Here is a 22,744-nt window from a genome sequence, read left to right as displayed (position 1 = left end):
CAATCAGGCAAAATCTGATCTAGTCATTTTTGAAAAGTATTCGTAGTTGTTGGTATATTGATCCTTCGCCTGATTCCTTAGAAGGCAATATTCAGCTTCTAGAAGGTCTTTTTAGACTTGGATTAACAGAAAATAACCGTCTATAATAAATACTCCAACAATAGATTTATAAGTTCGATTTTAAGGGCTTTAGCGCATCCACAATTTAAGTTGTCGAAGAATACACTCAATGAGTCTGGTAAGGCTTCCGAAAAGGTTAAAACTGTTTAAAATAAGTCGATCGGGCATTTTGGAGCGAAATAGAGTGAACGATGTAGTCCGAAAAAACTGGCCATAATGCACGAAACAGAAGGATACTATTGCCGAAATCCCTAGTCTTCCCAAAAGCATTAAATTCAATCTGAGTAATTAAAAAAAAGAGATAGCAAAATAATAGTATATTTAGTTGAACCTTATGACTTCACAATGCCCATCGCATTTGGTCGCGCTTTTTTGAGCTGAAGGTCTTTTTAAGATATTATTATGAATATTTCTTTTGGCGACTTTTTGAAAATCGAGGCGGACATCTTCGTTATTCCGCATTCAACAGAAGGACTAATGGACGAACTGTCACGTGCCTGGCTTTCCGAACGCGACCTAGAAGGATCTATTCCCGTCAATGTCGCGCTCGGACATGTACAATATCTGCAATTATCTGATAAAAGCAAACCTAAGTTTATCGCATTTGCATGCACGATACAAAATCAGAAGAGTAGTTATTCGGCCCTGCGCCAGATTGCTCGTGACCTGATTCGCTTATGGCCAGACGCTTTATGCAAAACGATAGTTCTGCCCGTTTTGGGGGCCAGTGGAAAAAATGTAAAGGAAGTCCAGTGTTTTCAAATATTAAAAGCCGCTTTTGAGGAGTCTCAAGTACCCGGCTATAATGTCGAGATGTATTGTTTGAGTAGAGAATCTTACGAAAGTTTATCATCTTTACCGAATAAAAGCCGAGGGCCAAGCGCTCTGATTGTGCTGGAGCTACTTGCCAAGGAAGTCATGGCTGCCAAATGGGTAACCGAACTCACTCATCCGAATACATACTATTTTGAACACGCACTCAGAAAGTTCAACGACTACCTCAATTTTGACGCACCTCCGGATTTTTTTTACAGCTTACTAAATAAATTTCAAACTGCGAAAACGACTTTCAGCAAGTTCATTCAGTTTCTTCCGGCGAACGAAAAAAATACGCAGTTTCTGGTTATTTGTGGCCAACTGATCGCCTATATTGATAAACATGCCTATTTGAAAAAAGAGTGGAACGAATATGAAGATAAACGAACGATGGCTGCATCTTCAGTCAACCAAACCCGTTGGATAGAAGGCCTGATCAGATACCGCATGAACGGAAACACTTTTGAAAATATTTCTCCAAGCATTGTCCACGCGCTTAGTTATTTACAGGTTCCCGAGAGTAACTTGACCATGTTGTCTTTGACACACCGTACTCTCTGCTTCCGTGCCTTGCTGAATATCCGGTACACCACTGAAGAACTTCCGACCCTATTTGAAATGTTCGATAAATTAGGTTTCGTCTGCGAAAACCCACTAAATAAGGGGTATCTGATCAGCAGGATATTATATTCACCTGAAATTAAGGCCCTTTGGCTGGAAAAAAGTGAAGATATATCAGAAACGATAACAATCACTGAGACTACAACTACCACAATGCTGCCTCCTAACGATCCGCCGGCTGAAAAGCTACGGTTAATGGCGTTGAGCATGCACCCAGATGTTTATTCAAAGATTGATCTTTTGAATTACGAATCTTATGCTACTGTGATTGCCAGAATGATAACTTCTGGCTTATCGAAGCCTCCGTTGAACATCAGCATTATGGCTCCATGGGGAAAGGGTAAAACCACGCTCATGCGATTTATCGCGCAAAAGATTAGTCAAACCCAGGCAGAAAAAAAACGTTTTGCCGGAGAAAACACAGGCGGTCCAGTAATCAAAGAATGGCCAAAAGTTTCCGTCTGGAATTTATTTCAATGGCTCGGAAAAAAAGGTGAAAATCTTTTCACCCCCAACAAACTGAGTTACCCTGTAATATGGTTTAATGCATGGAAGTTTCAAAAAAACGAGCAGATATGGGCAGGTCTGGCACATGAGATTATTACTCAAATGGCAGACCAGTTGCCAGATCTGGAACGAGAAAAATTTTGGCTTCGGCTTAACATTAAGCGGCTTGACAGGGAAAAAATTAAACGCGAAATTATCTTCCAGGCTATCCAAAAGTCCTGGTTCCCTTTAGTGGTCACATTATTGTGCGCTGCTCTCGGGGTCGTCGGCGAACTAAAAAACTGGTTGCAATCGTTGCCCCAGGTCGCCAACTGGTTACCACTGGTGGGATCAGCGATCTGGCTAACCACCACCCAAGTGAAAAAATGGAAAGCTCCGCCAGAAATTGAGATCGGAAAATATGTATTACAACCAGAATACAAAAGCAAAATGGGCTATTACAGCGAAGTAGAAGAAGACCTACGGCATGCTTTTGAACTGCTCGCCAACCCTAAAGAACCGCCAGTGATTTTTATTGATGATCTTGACCGCTGTTCACCACCGACCGTTGCAGAGGTAGTGGAAGCAATCAATCTTTTTATCAGCGGCGATATGTCGGATTGCTATTTCATCTTGGGACAAGATGCACAGATCGTGGCCGCTGCGCTGGATGTTGCTTACGAAAATGTTGCTAAAAAAACTGTGAATATCGAAAAACACCATGGCTCGATGGGTTGGTATTTTATGGAGAAATTTATCCAATTACAACTGAATATTCCCACAATGACCTCCCAGCAGTCAAGCCAGGTACTTCAAAATCTGTTTGCGATCCGAGATGAAGAAGCATTATTGGATGAAGCCACGAAATATAAGTATTATAAAACGTATGAAGCTTTGGAAGAGCGAATAGCCAAAGACCCAGATTTGGATGAATTGTTGGATGAAGCTGAACGCGAAAACATTTATGCGAACATATTACTCATAGATGCCAAGAAAGTACAGGGATTTCAGGAAAAGATAATCGATCGGGTGATTGCTAACTGTGAAGTAGATGATAACGAACTCAAAGATATAATTACTTGGGCTGCTCCATTTTTGAGTAATTCGCTTAGGGAGATCAAACGTTTTGCAAACTTATTCACTTTTTACAGTATCCTGAAATATACTGCCAGCGGTAAAAGTTTAAGAGAATTTGAACCCGAAGTTTTAAGTAAGTGGATACTAATTATGATTCGCTGGCCCCAGTTAGTTCGCGCCATCCAGTGGGATACCGAGAAAACAATGCTTTCAGGTGAAACACCATTGGAAAGAGCAAAAGATTTTGAAACGTTAATTATAGATTGCGTAAACCTCGACTTGTGGAAAGCGAAATTAAAAACCCGTATAATGGATGAAAAAGACATCACTTGGCAACATGATGTCCAACTCGTTGAGTTTTTTAACGAAAATATTGATAAAAATTGTAACACGGTAAAAGCCGTTGAAGTCGGATTATGGTAACAAAAAAAGAATCGAAATAAAGCATTGAGTTGCTACATTTGACTAGAGGGATTTAGTCGTCAGATCTAGAAAGAAGCTTTTAAAGTTGATTATATGAGCAGATGAGTGTTTAATTGATCCTGAAACCCCATCACCTAAATCATAAATTAAATAGTTTGCGAGTTTCTGGCCTAATGGCGTTATTTGGAAAATGAGTGCTGGATGGATCAGCCAAAAAGTTATTTTGCCTAGGCTATTGAAATACTTCAAAATTGTCTTACCAATTTGGTTTAGGGTAATTTTTAGCAAGCCATCTCGTTAATCTGCCCGTATTATTATCGGCACAAAAGATACCGTCTCTGGTCACCCTAGCTTGACATTGCTTAGTGGCCAAAACAATAGTTTTTTGATCTATCAGGTAAACCAACCCAGTTGCCATGAACTCTTCAATAAACGAACCCACATCTACTTTCAAATTATAGTCATGCAGATAATTATTAACTCTATTGATTGCGAGCTTTCCATTTTCGCACAGATATTCAATGATACGGAATTGTTCTTTAGTAAGTTTCACAGGTGCCCACTCTTTATCTGCCGACACTTTTGACAATCTCTCTTTAGAAACATTTTGATATTGAAAACACCAGCCACGTTGTCCATCAATGTTTACCACGTTAGCCTTCATGAAATTATTAACACCTTTGATGGTCAGGTCTTCACCGAAGATAAGGGGATCCAGACCATACATATGGCACATTCTAGCCCAGATTACCTCAATCAAGTGCCGCATGGGATTGCCAAAGGTAGAGGTGTAAACCGTCCATTGGTCATCTTTCATTGGCATGGTGTAAGGAAGCGCATTGTTCTTAATAATAGCGGAATTACCACTGATAATCAGATTTGGAAAATGTAATGGACTGTAGCCATGAGTTCTTACCTCACCAGGGGTCTTTTTTGATGTTAGAAATTTGGTAAATGCGTCACGCAGCCCACCTTCTGTTTTATAGCCATCATAGGATAGCAATATCCTGGCAGGCATAAGCGCCTCCCATTTCATCGCATAGAATACTCCTTCCTTTGTTACGCTACTGAATTGATTACGCAGCTTATTTTTTAACACCAGGCTTTCTCCTGTAATGCCATGGTATGCACCTTTGTACATATCGAACTGATATTTTGTTGAAATGTCAAGATCTGTATGATCAAGTATTTCAAAAATACTCCTTAGGTTCAGAAAGCCCTCTTCCAACTGCTTTGGGTTTAGGGTTTTCTTGACCTGAATGATTGCAATAACCTGCAAGAATTTTACCTCGAACTGGCTTTCTGTGTGGGGTATTAGTCTGCCCTCACCCTCAATAATCATAATATCAAATTCTTTACTTCGCAATCCCTGTCCATATTCTATAAAAGAATTCTTAATCACGCTCATTCCAAGGCCATCGAAAAGGGTTTCATTCAACATCGCCTGGGTTAATCCTTCATACATCGCACCGATGGTGGGTGCGTGTTTAAAACCTTGGGCATCTATAATTGTCCTTTCTGCATCACAAATTTCAATAAGTAAATCAGCTACGGTATTGATGACCATATTATATAATTGATTAAAGCCTAAGCAACAACATATTTGTAAACTTCACAACTCATAATATAATGTGATTGCTCCATCTGAAACTCTTAAAAATCGTAGAAAGCTTAAATACCCATGTCATAATGGTCTTCTACCTTTTGACAGGTTGTTATAAAGAAAAACTATTCAGTTACAAAATAATTTGTTAATTCAGCAAGGTTTTGCATAAACTTTTCGCTGCGAAATCCAACAAGTATAGCGTTGAGGTCATTCTCGGCATCAATCGGCTCCCATTTATAATCTCTCCATGTAATTTCTGACCATAGTGGACGGCCCTCACCGTACATCCTAAGGTCTTCACCCTTATATGATTTCATTTCGACTGGGGATGTATTTGCAATTGTATAAACTTCAAATTTATCAATCACTTTTGACTCATCTTCGCCAACAATAGCCAGAACCTGTCCGGCATCTTCCCCAGTTGCTTTCCTATATAATTTATATTCCATGTAACAAATTTATTTTTTTTTAATTGGACAATCCACTAAAAGTGATATTAATTTGAGAACACTATACTCGATTCACCCTAAATTATACATTTTTTTTACTGGTGCTATTTTGTCTACCCTTCAGCGCTTTTTATCCTTTTTTTATAAATTTTCTATGCTTAAAGAATAAGTATTACTCCTGTCTGCCATCCAATCAATAAGCTTCAAGATCCCGACATAATTTAAGGCAATGCCAAGCGGAATTCGAATTAAGTAGTTATTCAAACTAATCAGACCTTCGGAATAGACAAGTGAACGGAAAAAACAAAAGTTAAATTTGATTCATTTCAGTGAAAATTGTCCCTTTGCTCTGTAAGATTCAGAGTTACTCTATATCAAGATAATGGTGAGTATTTCGGTGCGTAGAAAATCGAAAGCCATTTAAGAAGTTGAAAACCATTAGGTTAAAATAACTAGGTTATTTCCCTACGAACCATGTAAGTCAGGGAGATTCCAACGTAATCGGCAAAGCTTGCCGAACTTAAAATATTAGCAGCAGTAGCATTGCAATATCAGATTAATATTTACATATTGCGAAAGCAAGGGGTGAGAGCCTTGCATCAATCATAGATTGAGAGCGTTAATTTAGATAAAAAGGATGCAACAGCGAGTGTTACATCCTTTTTTGCTAATAGATTCTGATGGCAGATTTAAATAAAACATCGGGGAATACAGCCTTATTTGCTGAAAGCTTTAGATTACTCTACTTTTCCAATGATTTTCTGCATATCAGAACCAATCTTATGGTCCAACACCTTTGCGTAAATCTGCGTTGTTTTAATGCTGGTGTGGCCGAGCATCTTCGATACACTTTCTATAGGGACGCCATTATTCAATGTTATAGTCGTGGCAAAGGTGTGCCTAGCGATATGAAAAGTCAGCAACTTATTGATATCACATAGATCTGCTATCTCTTTTAAGTAAGCATTCATTTTCTGATTGCTCATCATGGGAAGCAGGGTATCTTTGACAATACACTGGGGATGGTTTTCATAAGTTTTGATTATGGACAGAGCTGCCGGCAACACGGGAATCCTTGAAAGTACGTCGGTTTTCTTTCTGCTTGTGTATATCCATAAATTACCATCAGCGCCCTTAACCAGTTCAGAACGTTTTAATTTACATACATCTACATAAGAAAGCCCTGTGTAACAACTGAAAACAAACATATCCCGGACTGTACCAACCCTCTCCATACTGAACTTCTTGTCCTTAATACGGCTTAGCTCTTCTTTTGTGAGAACTTCACGATGAACCGCATTCTGTTTTGGCTTGTAATTGAGATACGGGTCAATAGCCAACCATCCGTTACCTAAACATATGCGAACAATTTTGCCGAGGTTTTTGATGTATTTGATTGCAGAGTTATTGCCGCAGTTTCGGACGCTCTTAAGATAGTATTCAAAATCGACTAAGAAAGTAAAGTTGATCTTTGTAACGGGGATATCTGAAAGGTGATAATCTAACTCCATAAAGTCTTTAACATGCATTAGGCAGGTTTCATAGCGCTGAAGGGTACTTTTTTCATATTCCCTTCCGATGAGGCTTTTCATTTTTGAGTTGTGATCTTCAAAAACAGTAACAAGAGTTCGTGATTGCAGAGCTTTTCCGATAAAACGATTTTTAACCGTTTCTGCCGTTGCGGTTTCGTTTGCTATCGTCATTACCTGGTGAAGCTCCTGAGCCTTTGACTGCAACTTATCCAAATAAGCATTCAAAACCCTGGTATCTTCTTTGGTACCAGCGGCCCGCCCAGCCTGTGCGTTCCAGCGATTGGGATCACATGACTTTCCCGTTGAGATTTCTGCCCGTCTACCATTTACCGTAAACCTTAAATAGATGGTTACCGGACCGTTTTTGTAAGTGGAGCGCTTTTTTAAATAAAAAAGCAAATTCATGTTTGTTCTCATGACAAATGATTAAAATGAAACAAAATTGTTAATTCTGTCACTTACAGTCAAGATGTTTAATGATTGAACTAGCTTATAAACAACTGTTTAAGCCAAAATTGGTGAGCATTTATGTCGTTTAATGTGCTCACCGAATTGCTCACCTTTATCTTGCAAAAAAATGAACAATTTGGTGCTTCCAGAAAACGAAAAAGCCTGTAAACATATAATTTACAGGCTTTTAGTCAAATTTAAAACTATTTTTGCGGAATGGACGGGACTCGAACCCGCGACCTCCTGCGTGACAGGCAGGCATTCTAACCAGCTGAACTACCACTCCTTTTGTTCTTCTTTAAAGTTCGAACCTCTTGTCTCTTTCGAGGTTGCAAATATAGAGACTATATCTTAATTCGCAAACTTTTTTTTTAAAAAACATTTAACTCCTTAACCAACAGCACCTTCCTGCATCTTCTCTGCGTTTTCTGCAAATTGAAGCGCATCAATAATTTCCTGGATGTCGCCATCCATAATCGCCGGCAGGTTATACATCGTTAAGCCGATACGGTGTTCGGTAACACGGCCCTGAGGGTAGTTATAAGTTCTGATCTTGGCCGAACGATCTCCGGTTGATACCATTGTTTTACGCTTAGCAGCAATATCGCCATTCTTTTTCTGCAATTCGATATCGTAAAGCTTACTGCGCAGCATCTCCATTGCAATTATACGGTTACCTAGTTGCGAACGTTCACGCTGGCAAACCACTACGATACCCGATGGTTTATGTGTTAACTGCACCTTGGTCTCCACCTTGTTTACATTCTGCCCACCAGCACCACCTGAGCGTGAGGTCTGCAGTTCAATATCAGCAGGGTTAATATAAAGATCAATTTCTTCTGCTTCCGGCAAAACAGCTACCGAGGCAGCTGAAGTATGCACACGGCCCTGGGTTTCGGTATCCGGTACACGCTGCACACGGTGTACACCACTTTCGTATTTCAGTTGACCATAAACATCCTCACCGCTCACTTTTAAGATAACCTCTTTGTAACCACCCGCTGTGCCTTCAGTCACATCAACCACTTCAACATTCCAGCCTTTAGATTCGAAATATCGGGTATACATGCGGTACAAATCGCCGGCAAATAAAGCTGCTTCATCGCCACCCGTACCACCGCGGATCTCAAAAACGGCATTTTTAGCATCTTCCGGATCTTTAGGAATCAACATCAAACGGATATTACTCTCCATTTCTTCCTGTTGTTTCAACAGCAGATCGAGTTCCTCTTTTGCCATTTCGCGCATTTCGGGATCCTTTTCAGTAGCTAAAATTTCTTTGTTGGCATCGATGTTGCTCATCACATTTTTGTAGATTTTGTACTCGTCTACAATCTTGCCCAAGTCTTTATATTCTTTATTTAAAGCTGCAAAACGTTTCATATCCTGAATTACATCCGGATTGCTCAACGATTCCTCTACATCTTCCCAACGCAGCTTTATAGCTTCTAATTTATCTAACATATTTATTGTTGTTGAAATTCCTGATGGTTGGCAAAAGCCCAAAAATTCAGGAAATGCAAAAATAAGGAAAAAAGATGAATTAGTTAGTTGGAGAGAATGGTTAATTGGTTAACTGTTCAAATCGGTTAACTGTACAGGCACTCAGCAAAGGAATGGAAAAAAGGAAAGTTATTTTAAAGGTTTTGGAAATGAGCAGTTCCTCCGGCGACCAGCAATTCCGCGATCCCTTCAGGTCCTCGCTGCGCTCCGGGCTTTCCGTTCTATCCGGTTTAGAAAATACGAATGGTTCAAACAGGCACCATGCAACTCCAAATAGTAGTACTTACCCGACTAACTAAACGGGATTGCAGTGGCAGCTTCCGATTTTTCATCGGAACTATAACGGAAAGCCCGACGAACGTTAAACAATGCTGCAGACACTGCTTTCCAAAAAACACATCAGTTTTCAGTTTAAAGATCGATTAACAGGTGAGGCATTATTTTAGCAGTTTTGAAAATGGACGGTTCCGACACTATGGCGGCCAGCAGTCCCGCTATCCCTTCAAGTCCTCGCTGCGCTCCGGGCTTTCCGTTCTATCGGGTTTAGGAACAAAGTATGGTAGATTTTAGGCTTAATACAACCTCAAATAGTAGTACCAGCCTGCCTTAATAAACGGCATTGCAGTGGCAGCTCCCGATTTTTCACCTGGACTATAACGGAAAGCCCGACGAACATTAAACAATGCTGCAGACACTGCTTTCCAAAAAACACATCAGTTTTCAGTTTAAAATCGATCAACAGGTAAGACATTATTGTAGCAGTTTTGAAAATGAGCGGTTCCTCCCCTATGGCGGCCAGCAGTCCCGCTATCCCTTCAAGTCCTCGCTGCGCTGCGGGCTTTCCGTTCTATCGTGTTTAGGAACAAAGTATGGTAGATTTTAGGCTTAATACAACCTCAAATAGTAGTACCAGCCTGCCTTAATAAACGGCATTGCAGTGGCAGCTCCCGATTTTTCACCTGGACTATAAAGGAAAGCCCGACGAACATTAAACAATGCTACAGACACTGCTTTCCAAAAAAATAGAAGTCATGGTTTTGGCTTATAGTATTCAAGTTTTAAATCTACCCCATCAAACACCCCGTAAGAGTTATAATTAAGCCATTCGCCAATATTTACATACCGGCTACCATTGACTAAATCAATATCAAGCGGCAGGTGTCTGTGTCCGAAAATAAAATAATCGAAATGTGCTTTCTGGAGTTGCTCTTTAGCATAAATGGCCAACCACTCTTTATCTTCTCCTAAAAACACCTCTTTTTCCGTTTGTGCAGCCCTGCTACCCTGGCTCCACGCGCTTGCGATACCAATCCCGAGGTTTGGATGCAAACGCGCAAATAACCATTTGCAAAACCTGCTCCTGAAAATCTTTCTCAAAAATTTATATTTATGATCTCCAGGCCCTAAGCCATCGCCATGGTGAAGGTAAAACTTCTTCCCACCCCGCTCAATCACCAGTTCATCACTGATGATTTCCATGCCAATTTCCTGAGTGAAATAATTACGCACCCACATATCATGGTTACCCTTAAAAAAATAGATTTTTATTCCCGCATCAGTCATAGATGCCAATTTACCCTGTAAACGAATAAAACCCTTGGGGATGACTTTAGCATACTCGAACCAGAAATCGAAAATGTCGCCCATCAAAAACAACTCACTGCAATCTGGTTCGATAAAATTCAACCAATCTACAATCCGCGCTTCACGGGCGCGGCTTTCAGCATAATTGGGTGTTCCTAAATGAAAATCAGAAGCGAAATAAATATTTTTTGTCATGGATTCCTCAAAGTTAAGGGAAAAAGATTAAAGCGGAAAGATGAAAACCTAAAGGTACAGGATTCTGTGTGCACTTAGCCCGGTATAAATCTGTGTTTTCGTAGCTAAAAAACACCTACTTATCAGAACTAAACAATCTCAAATCCGTACCATGATTCCGAAGACAAAAAGCTTAGCTCTTAAGCTGTGTAATCTTAAAATCTGTGTAATCAACCCGAAGGAAAAAAGACATATATTAGTAAACAAATCTCGCTAAAAATGAAAAAACAAATTCTATTGAGCTTATTTGCATTAAGTATGTTTGCCTGTAACCAGGGTAAAAAACCTGCAGAAAAAATAACATTGATGAAATATCCTGAAACAAAAAAAGACAGCACAAAAGATAATTATTTCGGTACAACCATTGCCGACCCCTACAGGTGGTTAGAGAACGACACCTCGGCAGAAACAAAAGCCTGGGTAATGGCCGAAAACAAAGTCACTCAAAATTACCTGGAGCAGATTCCCTATCGTGCCGATATAAAAAAGCGGCTAACTGAATTATGGAACTACCCGAAAGAAAGCGCCCCGTTTAAAGTTGGTGAGTATTATTTTTTCACCAAAAACGATGGTCTTCAAAACCAGAGTATCTGGTTTATTAAAAAAGGGTTAGAAGGCAAAGAAGAAGTTTTTCTCGATCCTAATACACTTACCAAAGATGGTACAGCGGCCGTTTCACTACTCGGTTTCTCGCACGATAAAAAATACCTGGCCTATTCGGTTGCGCAGGCCGGATCAGACTGGAGCAAAATTTATGTAATGAATATTGCAACCAAAACCAAATTAGCCGATGAGTTAAAATGGACCAAATTCTCAGGCGCAGCCTGGAAAGGTAATGGCTTTTATTACAGTAAATTTGACGAGCCTGCCAAAGGAACCGATCTTTCTGCAGCCAACAAATCGCAAAAGGTGTATTTCCACAAACTGGGTGATGAGCAGCAGCATGATCAGTTGGTCTTTGAAGATCAAACCAATCCGAACCTCTATCTGGGTGCTAGCGTTACAGAAGACGAACGCTTTTTAATCGTTTATGCCAGTGCGGGAACCTCTGGGAATGCGCTATATTGCCAGGATTTAAAAACGCCAGATAGCAAAATTGACTTATTGATTAAAGGTTTTGAAAACAACCACAGTGTTATTGACAATGTCGGAGATAAATTATTGGTCAATACCGATCTTGGTGCTGAAAACAAACAGGTTGTTTTAGTCGATCCAAAAAATGCAGATCCTAAAAACTGGCAGAAAATTATCCCTGAATCCAAACTGGCTTTGGAAGGTGTTGGAACTGGCGGAGGGTTTCTTTGGGCAACCTATTTAAAAGATGCGAGTACCAACATTATTCAGTTTGATTTAACCGGAAAGAAAATCGGCGAAGTAAAACTACCGGCAATCGGAACCGTGGGAGGTTTTGGGGGTTACAAAGAAGATAAAGAATTTTTTTATACTTTTTCTAATTTTACCACTCCTGGCAACATTTACCGTTACGATGTAGACAAGAACGAATCAGTCTTATATAAAAAGTCAGAGCTAAACTTCAATACAGATAATTATGAAACCAAACAGGTATTTTATCCCTCGAAAGATGGCACCAAAGTACCCATGTTTATCGTGCACAAAAAAGGCATCAAACTGGATGGCAATAATCCGGTTTACCTTTATGCATATGGTGGTTTTCAGGTAAGTTTAACACCAGGATTCAGTCTCTCCAGGATGTTGTTCCTGGAACGGGGAGGCATCTACGTTCAACCTAGCTTACGTGGAGGTAGTGAATATGGCGAAGCCTGGCACAAAGGCGGCATGTTAGCTAAAAAACAAAACGTTTTCGATGACTTTATAGCCGCAGCGGAATACCTCGTAAAAGAAAAATATACCAATCCAGCCAAAATTGCGATTTCAGGCGGGTCAAATGGCGGTCTGCTGGTTGGGGCTTGCATGACCCAACGGCCTGATCTTTTCAAGGTAGCTTTACCTGCCGTTGGTGTGCTTGATATGCTTCGCTACCACAAATTTACCGTCGGCTGGGGTTGGGCAGTTGAATATGGCAGCAGCGATAAAAAAGAGGACTTTGATTACCTAATCAAATATTCGCCGTTGCATAACATCAAAAGCGGCGTTAATTATCCGGCAACTTTAATAACCACTGCGGATCATGATGACCGTGTAGTACCGGCACATTCATTTAAATTTGCAGCAACACTACAGGAAAAATATAAAGGTAAAAACCCGGTTTTAATCCGGATAGAAACCAATGCAGGACATGGGGCAGGTAAACCCACAACCAAATTGATTGAAGAAGCAACCGATGTATGGAGTTTTGTATTTCAGAATTTAGGGATGAGTTGGTAGAACTTACGAGACATCACCCTGATCCGATAGCAATCGGATTTATTTCAGGGTCCTTTCGCGAGAAGATGCGGACCAGCAACTAGCTGCAAGGCAGGTGAAAATACCAGTTCTAACTTGTGAAATAAATTTAGCATACGTTTATTGATGACAAAACATTATCCCACTAAACCTATAGACCAATTATAATTTGCTTTAAAACATCAAAAACCTTTAACTTTTGCTTTCGGTTAGCTCAAAGCATATAAAATACTGAATATAATAGGATTGCAAAATTATCTAGAATATTTCTAAATAGCTGATTTGGTAAGACTTTATTTTGTAACTTTGCGTCAAATTTTTCTTTAATGATCACTACTGATATAGCCGTAATAGGCGCTGGTCCGGTTGGTTTATTTGCCATTTTTGAAGCCGGTTTATTAAAAATGCGTTGTCATTTAATTGATTACCTTCCTCAGGTTGGTGGTCAGCTGTCTGAAATTTATCCTAAAAAACCGATTTACGATATCCCTGGTTATCCTTCTGTACTGGCACAGGAACTTATCGATAATTTAATGGAGCAGGCCAAACCTTTCCATCCTACGTTTACTTTAGGTGAGCGTATTGAAGGTTTGGAAAAGCGTGGTGAAGCTGATTTTGTTTTAACGACCAATATGGGTACCGTTATCGAAGCTAAAGTTGTAGTTATTGCAGGCGGTTTAGGTTGTTTTGAGCCGCGCAAGCCTGCTGTAGAAAATTTAGAAAACTTTGAAAATGGTAAAGGTGTAAACTACATGATCCTTGATCCGGAGAAATACCGGGATCAGAAAATGGTGATTGCCGGCGGTGGCGACTCTGCTTTAGACTGGACCATTTACCTGGCGGAAGTTTGTTCTGAACTGACTTTAGTGCACAGAAGCGAAAGTTTCCGTGGTGCCCCTGATTCGGTTGCAAAAGTAATGGCGTTGGCAGAAAGTGGAAAAATCAATCTGATTTTAAACAGCAACCTACAGGCCGTACACGGAACAGATAAATTGGAAAAAGTTGAAATTGTACAGAACCGTACCATGGAAAAAACAGTTGTTGAGGCCGATCACTTAATTCCTTTGTTTGGTTTGAGCCCTAAATTAGGTCCGATTGAAGACTGGAACTTAAACATCAGCAAAAGTGCAATTGAAGTAAATGTTGATGATTACTCGACCAATATCCCAGGTATTTACGCTATTGGTGATATCAATACCTATACCAACAAGCTCAAATTGATTCTCTGTGGTTTCCACGAGGCGGCATTAATGAGCCACAGCGCTTATTCTTACATGAATCCTGGTGTGAAATATACGATGAAATATACCACTGTAAACGGAGTTTCAGAATTTTAAGCTTTCTGTTATATTTGCGATAAGAAAGAAAGCAAAATGGAAAACAACATTAATATATATATGCAGGAGCCGGATGGCTCAGTTACAGAACACGTTGCCCCAACCGATATGGGCCTGAGTCTGATGGAGTTCTTAAAAGCATCAGAATACGATATTCTTGCTACTTGTGGCGGAATGGCTTTATGTGCAACCTGCTGTGTTGATGTATTGGAAGGCGAAGAAAAACTTAATGAAATGACAGATGATGAGTATGCCATGCTGGATACTCTACCTGACCTGTTACCAAACTCACGTTTAGCCTGCCAATTGCAATTAAACAATAATATGGATGGATTAAAAGTGAAATTGCACGGCGTAAGTTAAGTGGTAAAAATCATAACAAGAAAATGGCGATATCAAAAGTATCGCCATTTTTGTTAGCTAAAATTAGACCTCCCAGGTTTAAAAAACCTGAGAGGTCTGGAGCATTTGGTGCAGCTGCCCTTGTTGCTAAACCTGATAAAGCGAAAAGCCCGGAGTGCAGCGAGGACTTGCAGCGATAGCAGGACTATCATCCGCCAAGACACCAGAACCCATCATTTCCAAAAAACAAATCACGCTATCAACTTTGAGGATTAAAAATCTTTAAGTCTACAGCCGGGATTACAAATCCCGACTAATAGTGTACACCTACAATTCCTTACGCAAATCCAGCGCGACTTGAGTTTACAATCCCGGCCCTTCTTATTATGGAATTTTAATCCCCACGAAATACAGCAAAAGTTCTTGAGTACCGGCCTTTGTTGCTAAACCTGATAAAGCGAAAAGCCCGGAGCGCAGCGAGGACTTGCTGCGATAGCAGGACTACAATGCGCCAAGACAACAGACCCCATCATTTCCAAAAAACAAATCACGCGATCAACCTTTGAGGATTAAAAATCTTTAAGTCTACAGCCGGGATTACAAATCCCGACTAATAGTGTACACCTACAATTCCTTACGCAAATCCAGCGCGACTTGAGTTTACAATCCCGGCCCTTCTTATTATGGAATTTTAATCCCCACGAAATACAGCAAAAGTTCTTGAGTACCTGCCTTTGTTGCTAAACCTGATAAAGCGAAAAGCCCGGAGCGCAGCGAGGACTTGCAGCGATAGCAGGACTACCATCCGCCAAGACAACAGAACCCATCATTTCCAAAAAACAAATCACGCTATCAACCTTTAAGGATTAAAAATCTTTAACTCTACAGCCGGGATTACAAATCCCGACTAACGGTGTACACCTACAATTCCTTAAGCAAATCCAGCGCGACTTGAGTTTACAATCCCGTCCCTTATTATTATAGAATTTTAATCCCCACGAAATACAGCAAAAGTTCTTGAGTACCGGCCTTTGTTGCTAAACCTGATAAAGCGAAAAGCCCGGAGCGCAGCGAGGACTTGCAGCGATAGCAGGACTACCATCCGCCAAGACATCAGAACCCATCATTTCCAAAAAACAAATCACGCGATCAACCTTTGAGGATTAAAAATCTTTAACTCTACAGCCGGGATTACAAATCGCGACTAACGGTGTACACCTACAATTCCTTACGCAAATCCAGCGCGACTTGAGTTTACAATCCCGGCCCTTATTATTGTAGAATTTTAATCCCCACGAAATACAGCAAAAGTTCTTGAGTACCGGCCTTTGTTGCTAAACCTGATAAAGCGAAAAGCCCGGAGTGCAGCGAGGACTTGCAGCGACAGCAGGACTATCATCCGCCAAGACACCAGAACCCATCATTTCCCAAAAAAAAATCACGCTATCAACTTTGAGGATTAAAAATCTTTAAGTCTACAGCCGGGATTACAAATCCCGACTAATAGTGTACACCTACAATTCCTTACGCAAATCCAGCGCGACTTGAGTTTACAATCCCGGCCCTTCTTATTATGGAATTTTAATCCCCACGAAATACAGCAAAAGTTCTTGAGTACCGGCCTTTGTTGCTAAACCTGATAAAGCGAAAAGCCCGGAGCGCAGCGAGGACTTGCAGCGATAGTAGGACTACAATGCGCCAAGACACCAGAACCCATCATTTCCAAAAAACAAATCACGCGATCAACCTTTGAGGATTAAAAATCTTTAACTCTACGGCCGGGATTACAAATCCCGACTAACGGTGGGGTTCTTTGTTATTATTGAATATTTACTTTCTGCTTTTCTACATTCCAGCCATATACCTCTATCGCCAGATTACTTTGTTTACCTGCATATTCTACATTTATCGTTTTGCTTTCTCCAGGTAAAATGCTTACATAGTTATCATTATAAAATGCCGGGAGTATACGTTCGCCGGTATTCCCATTTATTAACGCAATCCGGTTAAAAAATGCTACAGGATTTCCGGCTGCATTACTTAAGGTTGCCGATACTTTTCCATTTTTCTGATGGATAGCCGCAATTTTTAAAGGCGTTCTTTTGATATTTTTCAAGCCCGAATACTCGCCATCTTTTCCGGGGAGCCAATATAAATTCTCGCTTAAAATATTTTGCTTCTGATCTAAAATTCTTAATGAAACAAATACACCCTCCTTTTTATCCAGTTTGGTTAAAAACTCATTCATAGGAAAAAGTCTTCTTACTGAAGATGGACCAACGGAATTAAAGACCTGAGAATAAAAATAATCTTTGCCGTCCATATCGTAAGCTTTTGCCTGGACCATCAGGTTATTTCTTGTAGAAAACCCATTATTCACAATCGTAACCATGCTATCCAAAGGGTTCATCATCACGTGCAAAGGCTCACTTCCTTTCCTTAAGCCATATAAACACGCATTAGGATCAAGGTAATAATCATACATCTGCCCGCGCATGGCCGTCCATGGGTTTTGTGTTTTCCAGATGATGGAGCCGGTATACCAATCCCACATTTTGTTAGAGAAACCTTCCATCAAAGCCCGGTATTGATCGTAATTAGCCAGTTGCGCCTTCATTGCAAAATCTTCGGCACTTTTTGGCTTACCATATGGGTTCAGGTATTGCTCATATGAGATATATTTATGATAATCCCACACCGAATCGGGTTTAGATTTGTATTGTGGTGCAATCAGGTTTTCCTCTGGAATAAAACGGAGCAAGGAAGCATAATCACCCACCCCTACAGAACCGACCTCCGAGTTGTAAGGAAAAGTTCGCGTTCCCCAGAAAGTTTTAATATCCTGAATACCGTACGGACCATCGCCGTTTCCGCCAATGGAATTATACGACATTTCATCACTGTTAGAAAAATCGAAAAATTTCCTGGTACCATCCAGGCGTGGCAGTATATCGTTTTTCAATGGCTCTAAAATATCTTCGGGTGGGGTAATTTCATTCCCTCCGCACCAAAAAGCAAGGGAGGCATGATTTCGGATCATTTTGATCTGATCTTCCATAGCAGCTAAGGTTAGATGATGGTCATCCGGATAATTTCTGCGTGTCCACTGGTCTTCCTTTTTCATTGGGTCTACCCAGCGGCCGTTACAATCGCCACTAAACCAGAAATCTTGAAAAACCAGCAAGCCATACTTATCACATGCATTGTAAAACTCAGGTCTTTCAAGAATCGCCCCACCCCAGATTCTGATCAGGTTAAGATTCATATCTTTATGGTAACGCACTTCTGCATCGTAACGGGCATCGCTAAAGCGTAACATGGCATCACTAATGATCCAGTTACCACCTTTAATAAAAATTTTTTGTCCGTTTACAAAAGCACCCATACTCCCGGTATGCTCATTCCAGATGTTATCAATCTGGCGGACCCCAACTTTAAGCTGATCCTGATCCAATACCTGATTGGACGCTATAAATTCAATTTTCACATCATACAGATTCTGCGGTCCATATCCGCTCGGCCACCATAATTTCGGATTTTCGAGCTGTAAATCAGGAAATTTAACCGCTGTAGTTTTATTTGCGGCAATAGTTGCACGCTGTTTAACCAATTTTCCAGCAATCTGGTATTGTAAAATACCTGAAACAGATTGATTGGTTGGGTTTTCTACTTCAACCGAAACTTTAATCGTGGCAGGGCTTTGCTTGCCTTCCGGCAAACGTTTACCCGGCACCAAAGTGATTACCTGCGGATTTTGAATGTTGATGCTTTTGGTTTTCTCGATGGTTACCTTATCCCAGATGCCCGTGTTGCGATCTCGGGTAGGCCGAATCCAGTCCCAGCCTGCAGTATATTGGGTGGTTAAACCCTTGGCAATCATTCCATCGCCCCCCTGGCCACCATTCGGGTTGCCGGGAAAATCTGGCGGGTAAACAATTACAGCAAGCCTGTTTTTTCCATTGGGAGATAACAATCTGGTAATATTATACTGCGCCCTGAGGTGCATGCCCACCTGCGTTTTCGGATTGACCTTTTTCCCGTTTAAATAGATTTCGGCTTTATAATTTATCCCCCTGAACTGTAACCAAACCTGTTCATTCCCGATTGCGCGCTCCTGAAAATCTTTTACAAACCAATAGGTATAATAGTCGTTGCCTGTGTGATATACATCAGGAATCTTTTCGTTATTCATTCCATAAAATGGATCAGGCACTTTTTTATTGTTCAACAAAGTGGTTAAAACCGTTCCAGGCACCGTTGCGGGCATCCAGCTGTTAAGCGAAAAACTAGTCTTAGAAATTTCCAGACCGCTGGATTGGGTATTTTTGATGTTGGCACAAACCCAGCCCGAGTTTAACTCGTATCGTTGCTGTGCATTGACTAAAAAGGCTGAACAACATATGAACAGTAGAAATATATTTTTCATTTATTTAAAGTAGAATCGATAATGTTTTTTGAATTGATGTATGCTTATGGTTTCCAATAACAGATTAACGCGCTAAAAATAAAACGTTTTACCTTTATTTTAACTTAAAAGGATCAAAAATTGTGGGTTTTACTTAAAAGCCTTGGTTCTTAACCCTTTTTGAAAGAAAAAGATTATTAACTGCAGGCGACTACTATTAATAAAACGATTGATTTAAAATTGAATGCCATATTTTACGATATGAAAATATTTAAGCTGGCTGGCCGTTAAAAATATTGGTAAAAAGATCCTTCACTATGTTCAACGATTACAAATGCCTTACTCAATATCCAAAACAATCACCTGATCTGGTGCATCTGTATTTGGTACCGTATCAATAGTGAGTTTCGATTTTTTGAAAACAAAGTTTACTCCGCTTTTATCTTTTAGCAAATATGCTTTTTTTATTTTCTTTACCGGAATGTTTTCCAAATCAAGCCTGGTGGTTTTGCCATCCAGAATGTGGATATAAATTTTCTTATTGGTTTGCGTAATGCTTCCCCAGTTCTGAGGTTTAATATACCCTGCTTTTGTCCCATAAATGCTTTCACCGTAAATTTTAAGCCAGGCACCTAAGCCCGCCAAACGGTCTTGAAATTCCGGCTGGATTTTGCCACTCGGCATCGGGCCGATGTTCAGTAAAAGATTGGAACCCAAACCGGCTGCTTTAACCAACATATGCACCAGCTCTCTATCGGATTTGTAGTAGGTATCGCTCAAATTATAACCCCACGAATTTGAAATGGTTTCACAGGTTTCTAATGGCAGCTTATCTGATGCTTTTTGAAAACTTAGCCCGGATTTATTCTCGCCTGGAAGATCGCGTTCAAACATCTGGAAATCCTCACCTGGAAATGGCGTTAAGTGGTGGTTATTACCGATCATGCACTGTGGCTGAAGTTTGTGGATCAAACCATAGATCTCATTGTATTTCCAATCAATCCTGGAGGTTCTGTCTTTCGATCCTTCTGGTTCGGTCTGATCCCAGTGCCCATCAAACCAGATCCCCCCTATTTCGCCGTAATTGGTCAAGAGCTCGGTTAACTGGTTTTTCATAAACTGCAAATAACTGGCGTAATCTCCTTTACCGGTCCGGCCTGAATGCTGCCCTGTACGTCCGGTTTCATGCGGATAATCGTCTCTGCGCCAATCTAGAAGCGAATAGTATAAATACAATTGTACACCTTGCTTATGGCATTCATCAGCCATCATTTTAACAATATCTTTTTTATAAGGGGTATTCATGATATTGAAATCAGAATATTTCGTATCCCACATGCTAAAGCCATCGTGGTGACGGGTAATTAATGTAATGTACTTCATTCCGGCATTTTTTGCCATGCTTACCCATTCTGCCGCATTAAATTCTACAGGGTTAAAAAAATCTTTAAGGTTGGTATAATTATGAACGGTAAGCTTTCGATCATTCATTACCCATTCGCCACTTCCGGGTATACTAAAAGGTCCCCAGTGGATGAATAAGCCGAACCGGGCTTCATTAAACCACGCTCTTTGTTTTAAATTAGCGGCTGTTGGTGTATAATCCTGCGCATTTAACTGTAATGCAATAAATAGCACAAGGCCCAATAAGGTCAATTTCTTCATAAGAAATGGTATAGGTTTTTAGGTTTAATCTATTGACGCAGTGGCTCTGGTTGGTTTTCCGATCACCTTATAGTTCCCATCGCCTTTCAAAATGGCCAGCATTTGCGATTGATTAGCAAAAAGATTCTTCGCCGCAGCCAATTCTTTATCGTATTGAAAGCTCTGCTCAATCCTTCCTTTCTCGTAAAAATAACGACTTACGATCTGTGTTTCCAAAACCCGCTTAATTTCTGCTTTATGGCTTACGAGGTCGGTTTTTTTAGACGAAGTAAGTTTATATTTAAGATTTTCGAGATCGGTTTTTACTTCTTCAGATTTATTTTCTTTTTCAGCCTCTGCACGCAGATCGGATAGTAACCGCTCGGTCCGGCTTTGGTAAGACAGGTCTTTATCGGCAAGGCTACTGGAGAAGGCGGCATAATCTGCATCCGACAACCGGAAGGTTTTGGCCGAAGCTAATGTTGGTTTTTCTTTCCTGTATTGATTGGCATAATTAAAGAAAAGGCTTTTATTGATCATCGAAATGGTAATTGGGCTTAACTTGGCAGCATCCACCACAATATCCGGGTAAACGCCATTGCCGCTATATACATTTCTACCTGCTTTAGTTGGATACATTACCATGGTAGAATCGGCAAAACGCTCCGCTACACCGTCGGCATTTTTATGTGCATAATCCAACTTTTGAATGCACCTGCCGGAAGGTGTATAATATTTGGCAACCGTTACTTTAACCAGGCTGTTGTAAGGGAGATTAAATGTTTGCTGAACCAGGCCTTTACCATAGCTCCGCTGCCCGATCACGATGGCACGGTCTAAATCCTGCAGAGAACCCGCCACAATTTCTGACGCTGAGGCAGAATTTCCGTTTACGAGCACCACCAATGGAACTGACGTTGAAACCGGGGTTGAAAGTGTTCTGTAGGCAATGGTTTTCTCAGCATTTTTACCCTTTTGGGTTACAATAAGCTGATCTTTATCTACAAAAAGGTTCACAATTTTAACTGCTTCCTGCAAAATGCCACCTCCATTGTTTCTTAAATCTAAAACAACTCCTTTTGGATTTTCTTTTTGAATGGCTAACAAAGCATCTTTAACCTCTTGTCCGGAATTTTCCAAAAATTTATCAAGTTTGATATAACCGATTCCATCACCTACCATTCCTGAATAAGAAACATTGGGCTGTTTGATTTCCTCTCTTACCAGTTTTTTCGTTATTTCCTTACCCTCTCTAACCACCAGCAAATCTACCGCTGTGCCTTTGGGGCCACGTAAAAGCTGACTAATTTCCTGACGGTTTTTGCCCTTTACCGGGATTCCGTTAATGCTCACCAGCTGGTCGCCTGCTTTAAGCTCGCTTTTATTAGCCGGATAACCTTCACTGATATCGTTAATAAAAAGCTTCCCATCAATAAAAACAGTACTGGCACCAATACCACCATACTGCGTGCTTACATATTTCAGCTTATAATCTTCAATTTCAGATTCAGGCACATATTCGGTATAAGGATCCAAACTATCCAACATGGCATCGATACCGGTTTTCATCAGTTGAGGAGCATTGGTATCATCAACGTAGTTGATATTGATTTCTTTGTAGAGCGAAGCAAAAATATCGAGGTTTTTAGATACCAGAAATAAATCTTCTTTAAACGAAAAAGATAAAACAGCCACCCCAAAACCTGCTGCTAAAAGACCGTATTTTAGTTTCTTCATTCCCCTTTTATTTA

12 protein-coding genes and 1 tRNA gene are annotated in these 22,744 nt (G+C 40.4%); 4 read left to right on the top strand and 9 right to left on the bottom strand.

What is annotated here, in order from left to right; translation table 11 throughout:
• Positions 1 to 522 precede the first annotated feature (522 nt).
• Complete coding sequence (locus ACIQXP_RS21870) at positions 523 to 3,543, top strand: KAP family P-loop NTPase fold protein (protein WP_387507727.1); 3,021 nt, start codon at positions 523 to 525, stop codon at positions 3,541 to 3,543.
• A gap of 256 nt (positions 3,544 to 3,799) precedes the next feature.
• Here ACIQXP_RS21870 and ACIQXP_RS21865 read toward each other — a convergent pair whose 3' ends face one another.
• The 6 genes from ACIQXP_RS21865 to ACIQXP_RS21840 form a co-directional block, all read right to left on the bottom strand.
• Positions 3,800 to 5,110, bottom strand: a complete 1,311-nt coding sequence (locus ACIQXP_RS21865; RefSeq protein ID WP_387507730.1) for a DUF6602 domain-containing protein — start codon at positions 5,108 to 5,110, stop codon at positions 3,800 to 3,802.
• A gap of 161 nt (positions 5,111 to 5,271) precedes the next feature.
• Positions 5,272 to 5,598: a hypothetical protein gene (locus ACIQXP_RS21860; protein WP_387507733.1), complete on the bottom strand. Its 327-nt coding sequence runs from the start codon at positions 5,596 to 5,598 to the stop codon at positions 5,272 to 5,274.
• Between the two features lie 737 nt (positions 5,599 to 6,335).
• Positions 6,336 to 7,535 (bottom strand): site-specific integrase, encoded by a 1,200-nt coding sequence (locus ACIQXP_RS21855; RefSeq protein ID WP_391527804.1) that lies wholly within the window; start codon positions 7,533 to 7,535, stop codon positions 6,336 to 6,338.
• A gap of 257 nt (positions 7,536 to 7,792) precedes the next feature.
• A tRNA-Asp gene (locus ACIQXP_RS21850) sits at positions 7,793 to 7,866 on the bottom strand.
• A gap of 104 nt (positions 7,867 to 7,970) precedes the next feature.
• On the bottom strand, positions 7,971 to 9,044 hold the full coding sequence (gene prfA, locus ACIQXP_RS21845; RefSeq protein WP_090983623.1) for a peptide chain release factor 1: 1,074 nt from the start codon (positions 9,042 to 9,044) through the stop codon (positions 7,971 to 7,973).
• A gap of 1,068 nt (positions 9,045 to 10,112) precedes the next feature.
• Positions 10,113 to 10,862, bottom strand: coding sequence for a UDP-2,3-diacylglucosamine diphosphatase (locus ACIQXP_RS21840; protein WP_387507739.1), 750 nt, complete (start codon positions 10,860 to 10,862; stop codon positions 10,113 to 10,115).
• 258 nt (positions 10,863 to 11,120) lie between these two features.
• Here ACIQXP_RS21840 and ACIQXP_RS21835 point away from each other — a divergent pair, with 258 nt between their 5' ends.
• The 3 genes from ACIQXP_RS21835 (at position 11,121) to ACIQXP_RS21825 (ending at position 14,965) form a co-directional block, all read left to right on the top strand.
• Positions 11,121 to 13,247: a prolyl oligopeptidase family serine peptidase gene (locus ACIQXP_RS21835; RefSeq protein ID WP_387507742.1), complete on the top strand. Its 2,127-nt coding sequence runs from the start codon at positions 11,121 to 11,123 to the stop codon at positions 13,245 to 13,247.
• Positions 13,248 to 13,591: 344 nt separating this feature from the next.
• Complete coding sequence (locus ACIQXP_RS21830; protein ID WP_090983616.1) at positions 13,592 to 14,602, top strand: NAD(P)/FAD-dependent oxidoreductase; 1,011 nt, start codon at positions 13,592 to 13,594, stop codon at positions 14,600 to 14,602.
• A gap of 36 nt (positions 14,603 to 14,638) precedes the next feature.
• Positions 14,639 to 14,965, top strand: coding sequence for a 2Fe-2S iron-sulfur cluster-binding protein (locus tag ACIQXP_RS21825; RefSeq protein WP_025141835.1), 327 nt, complete (start codon positions 14,639 to 14,641; stop codon positions 14,963 to 14,965).
• Between the two features lie 1,798 nt (positions 14,966 to 16,763).
• Here the strand turns inward: ACIQXP_RS21825 and ACIQXP_RS21820 are convergent.
• The 3 genes from ACIQXP_RS21820 to ACIQXP_RS21810 all read right to left on the bottom strand — a co-directional run bounded on the left by ACIQXP_RS21820 (position 16,764) and on the right by ACIQXP_RS21810 (position 22,730).
• Complete coding sequence (locus tag ACIQXP_RS21820) at positions 16,764 to 19,370, bottom strand: glycoside hydrolase family 2 protein (protein ID WP_387507746.1); 2,607 nt, start codon at positions 19,368 to 19,370, stop codon at positions 16,764 to 16,766.
• 318 nt (positions 19,371 to 19,688) lie between these two features.
• Complete coding sequence (locus ACIQXP_RS21815; RefSeq protein WP_387507749.1) at positions 19,689 to 21,014, bottom strand: alpha-L-fucosidase; 1,326 nt, start codon at positions 21,012 to 21,014, stop codon at positions 19,689 to 19,691.
• Positions 21,015 to 21,038: 24 nt separating this feature from the next.
• Complete coding sequence (locus tag ACIQXP_RS21810) at positions 21,039 to 22,730, bottom strand: S41 family peptidase (protein ID WP_293742353.1); 1,692 nt, start codon at positions 22,728 to 22,730, stop codon at positions 21,039 to 21,041.
• Positions 22,731 to 22,744 lie beyond the last annotated feature (14 nt).

Source organism: Pedobacter suwonensis, assembly GCF_044762335.1.
Classification (GTDB): Bacteria; Bacteroidota; Bacteroidia; order Sphingobacteriales; family Sphingobacteriaceae; genus Pedobacter.
Note: the sequence above shows the minus strand (reverse complement) of the source record. Positions and strands in the feature narration are given on the sequence as shown.

What these genes read in the sequence shown, in the direction of transcription:
- ACIQXP_RS21810 (WP_293742353.1), bottom strand. Translation starts at nt 22,730, where the DNA reads ATGAAGAAACTAAAATACGGTCTTTTAGCAGCAGGTTTTGGGGTGGCT.
- ACIQXP_RS21815 (WP_387507749.1), bottom strand. Translation starts at nt 21,014, where the DNA reads ATGAAGAAATTGACCTTATTGGGCCTTGTGCTATTTATTGCATTACAG.
- ACIQXP_RS21825 (WP_025141835.1), top strand. Translation starts at nt 14,639, where the DNA reads ATGGAAAACAACATTAATATATATATGCAGGAGCCGGATGGCTCAGTT.
- ACIQXP_RS21860 (WP_387507733.1), bottom strand. Translation starts at nt 5,598, where the DNA reads ATGGAATATAAATTATATAGGAAAGCAACTGGGGAAGATGCCGGACAG.
- ACIQXP_RS21835 (WP_387507742.1), top strand. Translation starts at nt 11,121, where the DNA reads ATGAAAAAACAAATTCTATTGAGCTTATTTGCATTAAGTATGTTTGCC.
- prfA (WP_090983623.1), bottom strand. Translation starts at nt 9,044, where the DNA reads ATGTTAGATAAATTAGAAGCTATAAAGCTGCGTTGGGAAGATGTAGAG.
- ACIQXP_RS21870 (WP_387507727.1), top strand. Translation starts at nt 523, where the DNA reads ATGAATATTTCTTTTGGCGACTTTTTGAAAATCGAGGCGGACATCTTC.
- ACIQXP_RS21820 (WP_387507746.1), bottom strand. Translation starts at nt 19,370, where the DNA reads ATGAAAAATATATTTCTACTGTTCATATGTTGTTCAGCCTTTTTAGTC.
- ACIQXP_RS21855 (WP_391527804.1), bottom strand. Translation starts at nt 7,535, where the DNA reads ATGAATTTGCTTTTTTATTTAAAAAAGCGCTCCACTTACAAAAACGGT.
- ACIQXP_RS21840 (WP_387507739.1), bottom strand. Translation starts at nt 10,862, where the DNA reads ATGACAAAAAATATTTATTTCGCTTCTGATTTTCATTTAGGAACACCC.
- ACIQXP_RS21830 (WP_090983616.1), top strand. Translation starts at nt 13,592, where the DNA reads ATGATCACTACTGATATAGCCGTAATAGGCGCTGGTCCGGTTGGTTTA.
- ACIQXP_RS21865 (WP_387507730.1), bottom strand. Translation starts at nt 5,110, where the DNA reads ATGGTCATCAATACCGTAGCTGATTTACTTATTGAAATTTGTGATGCA.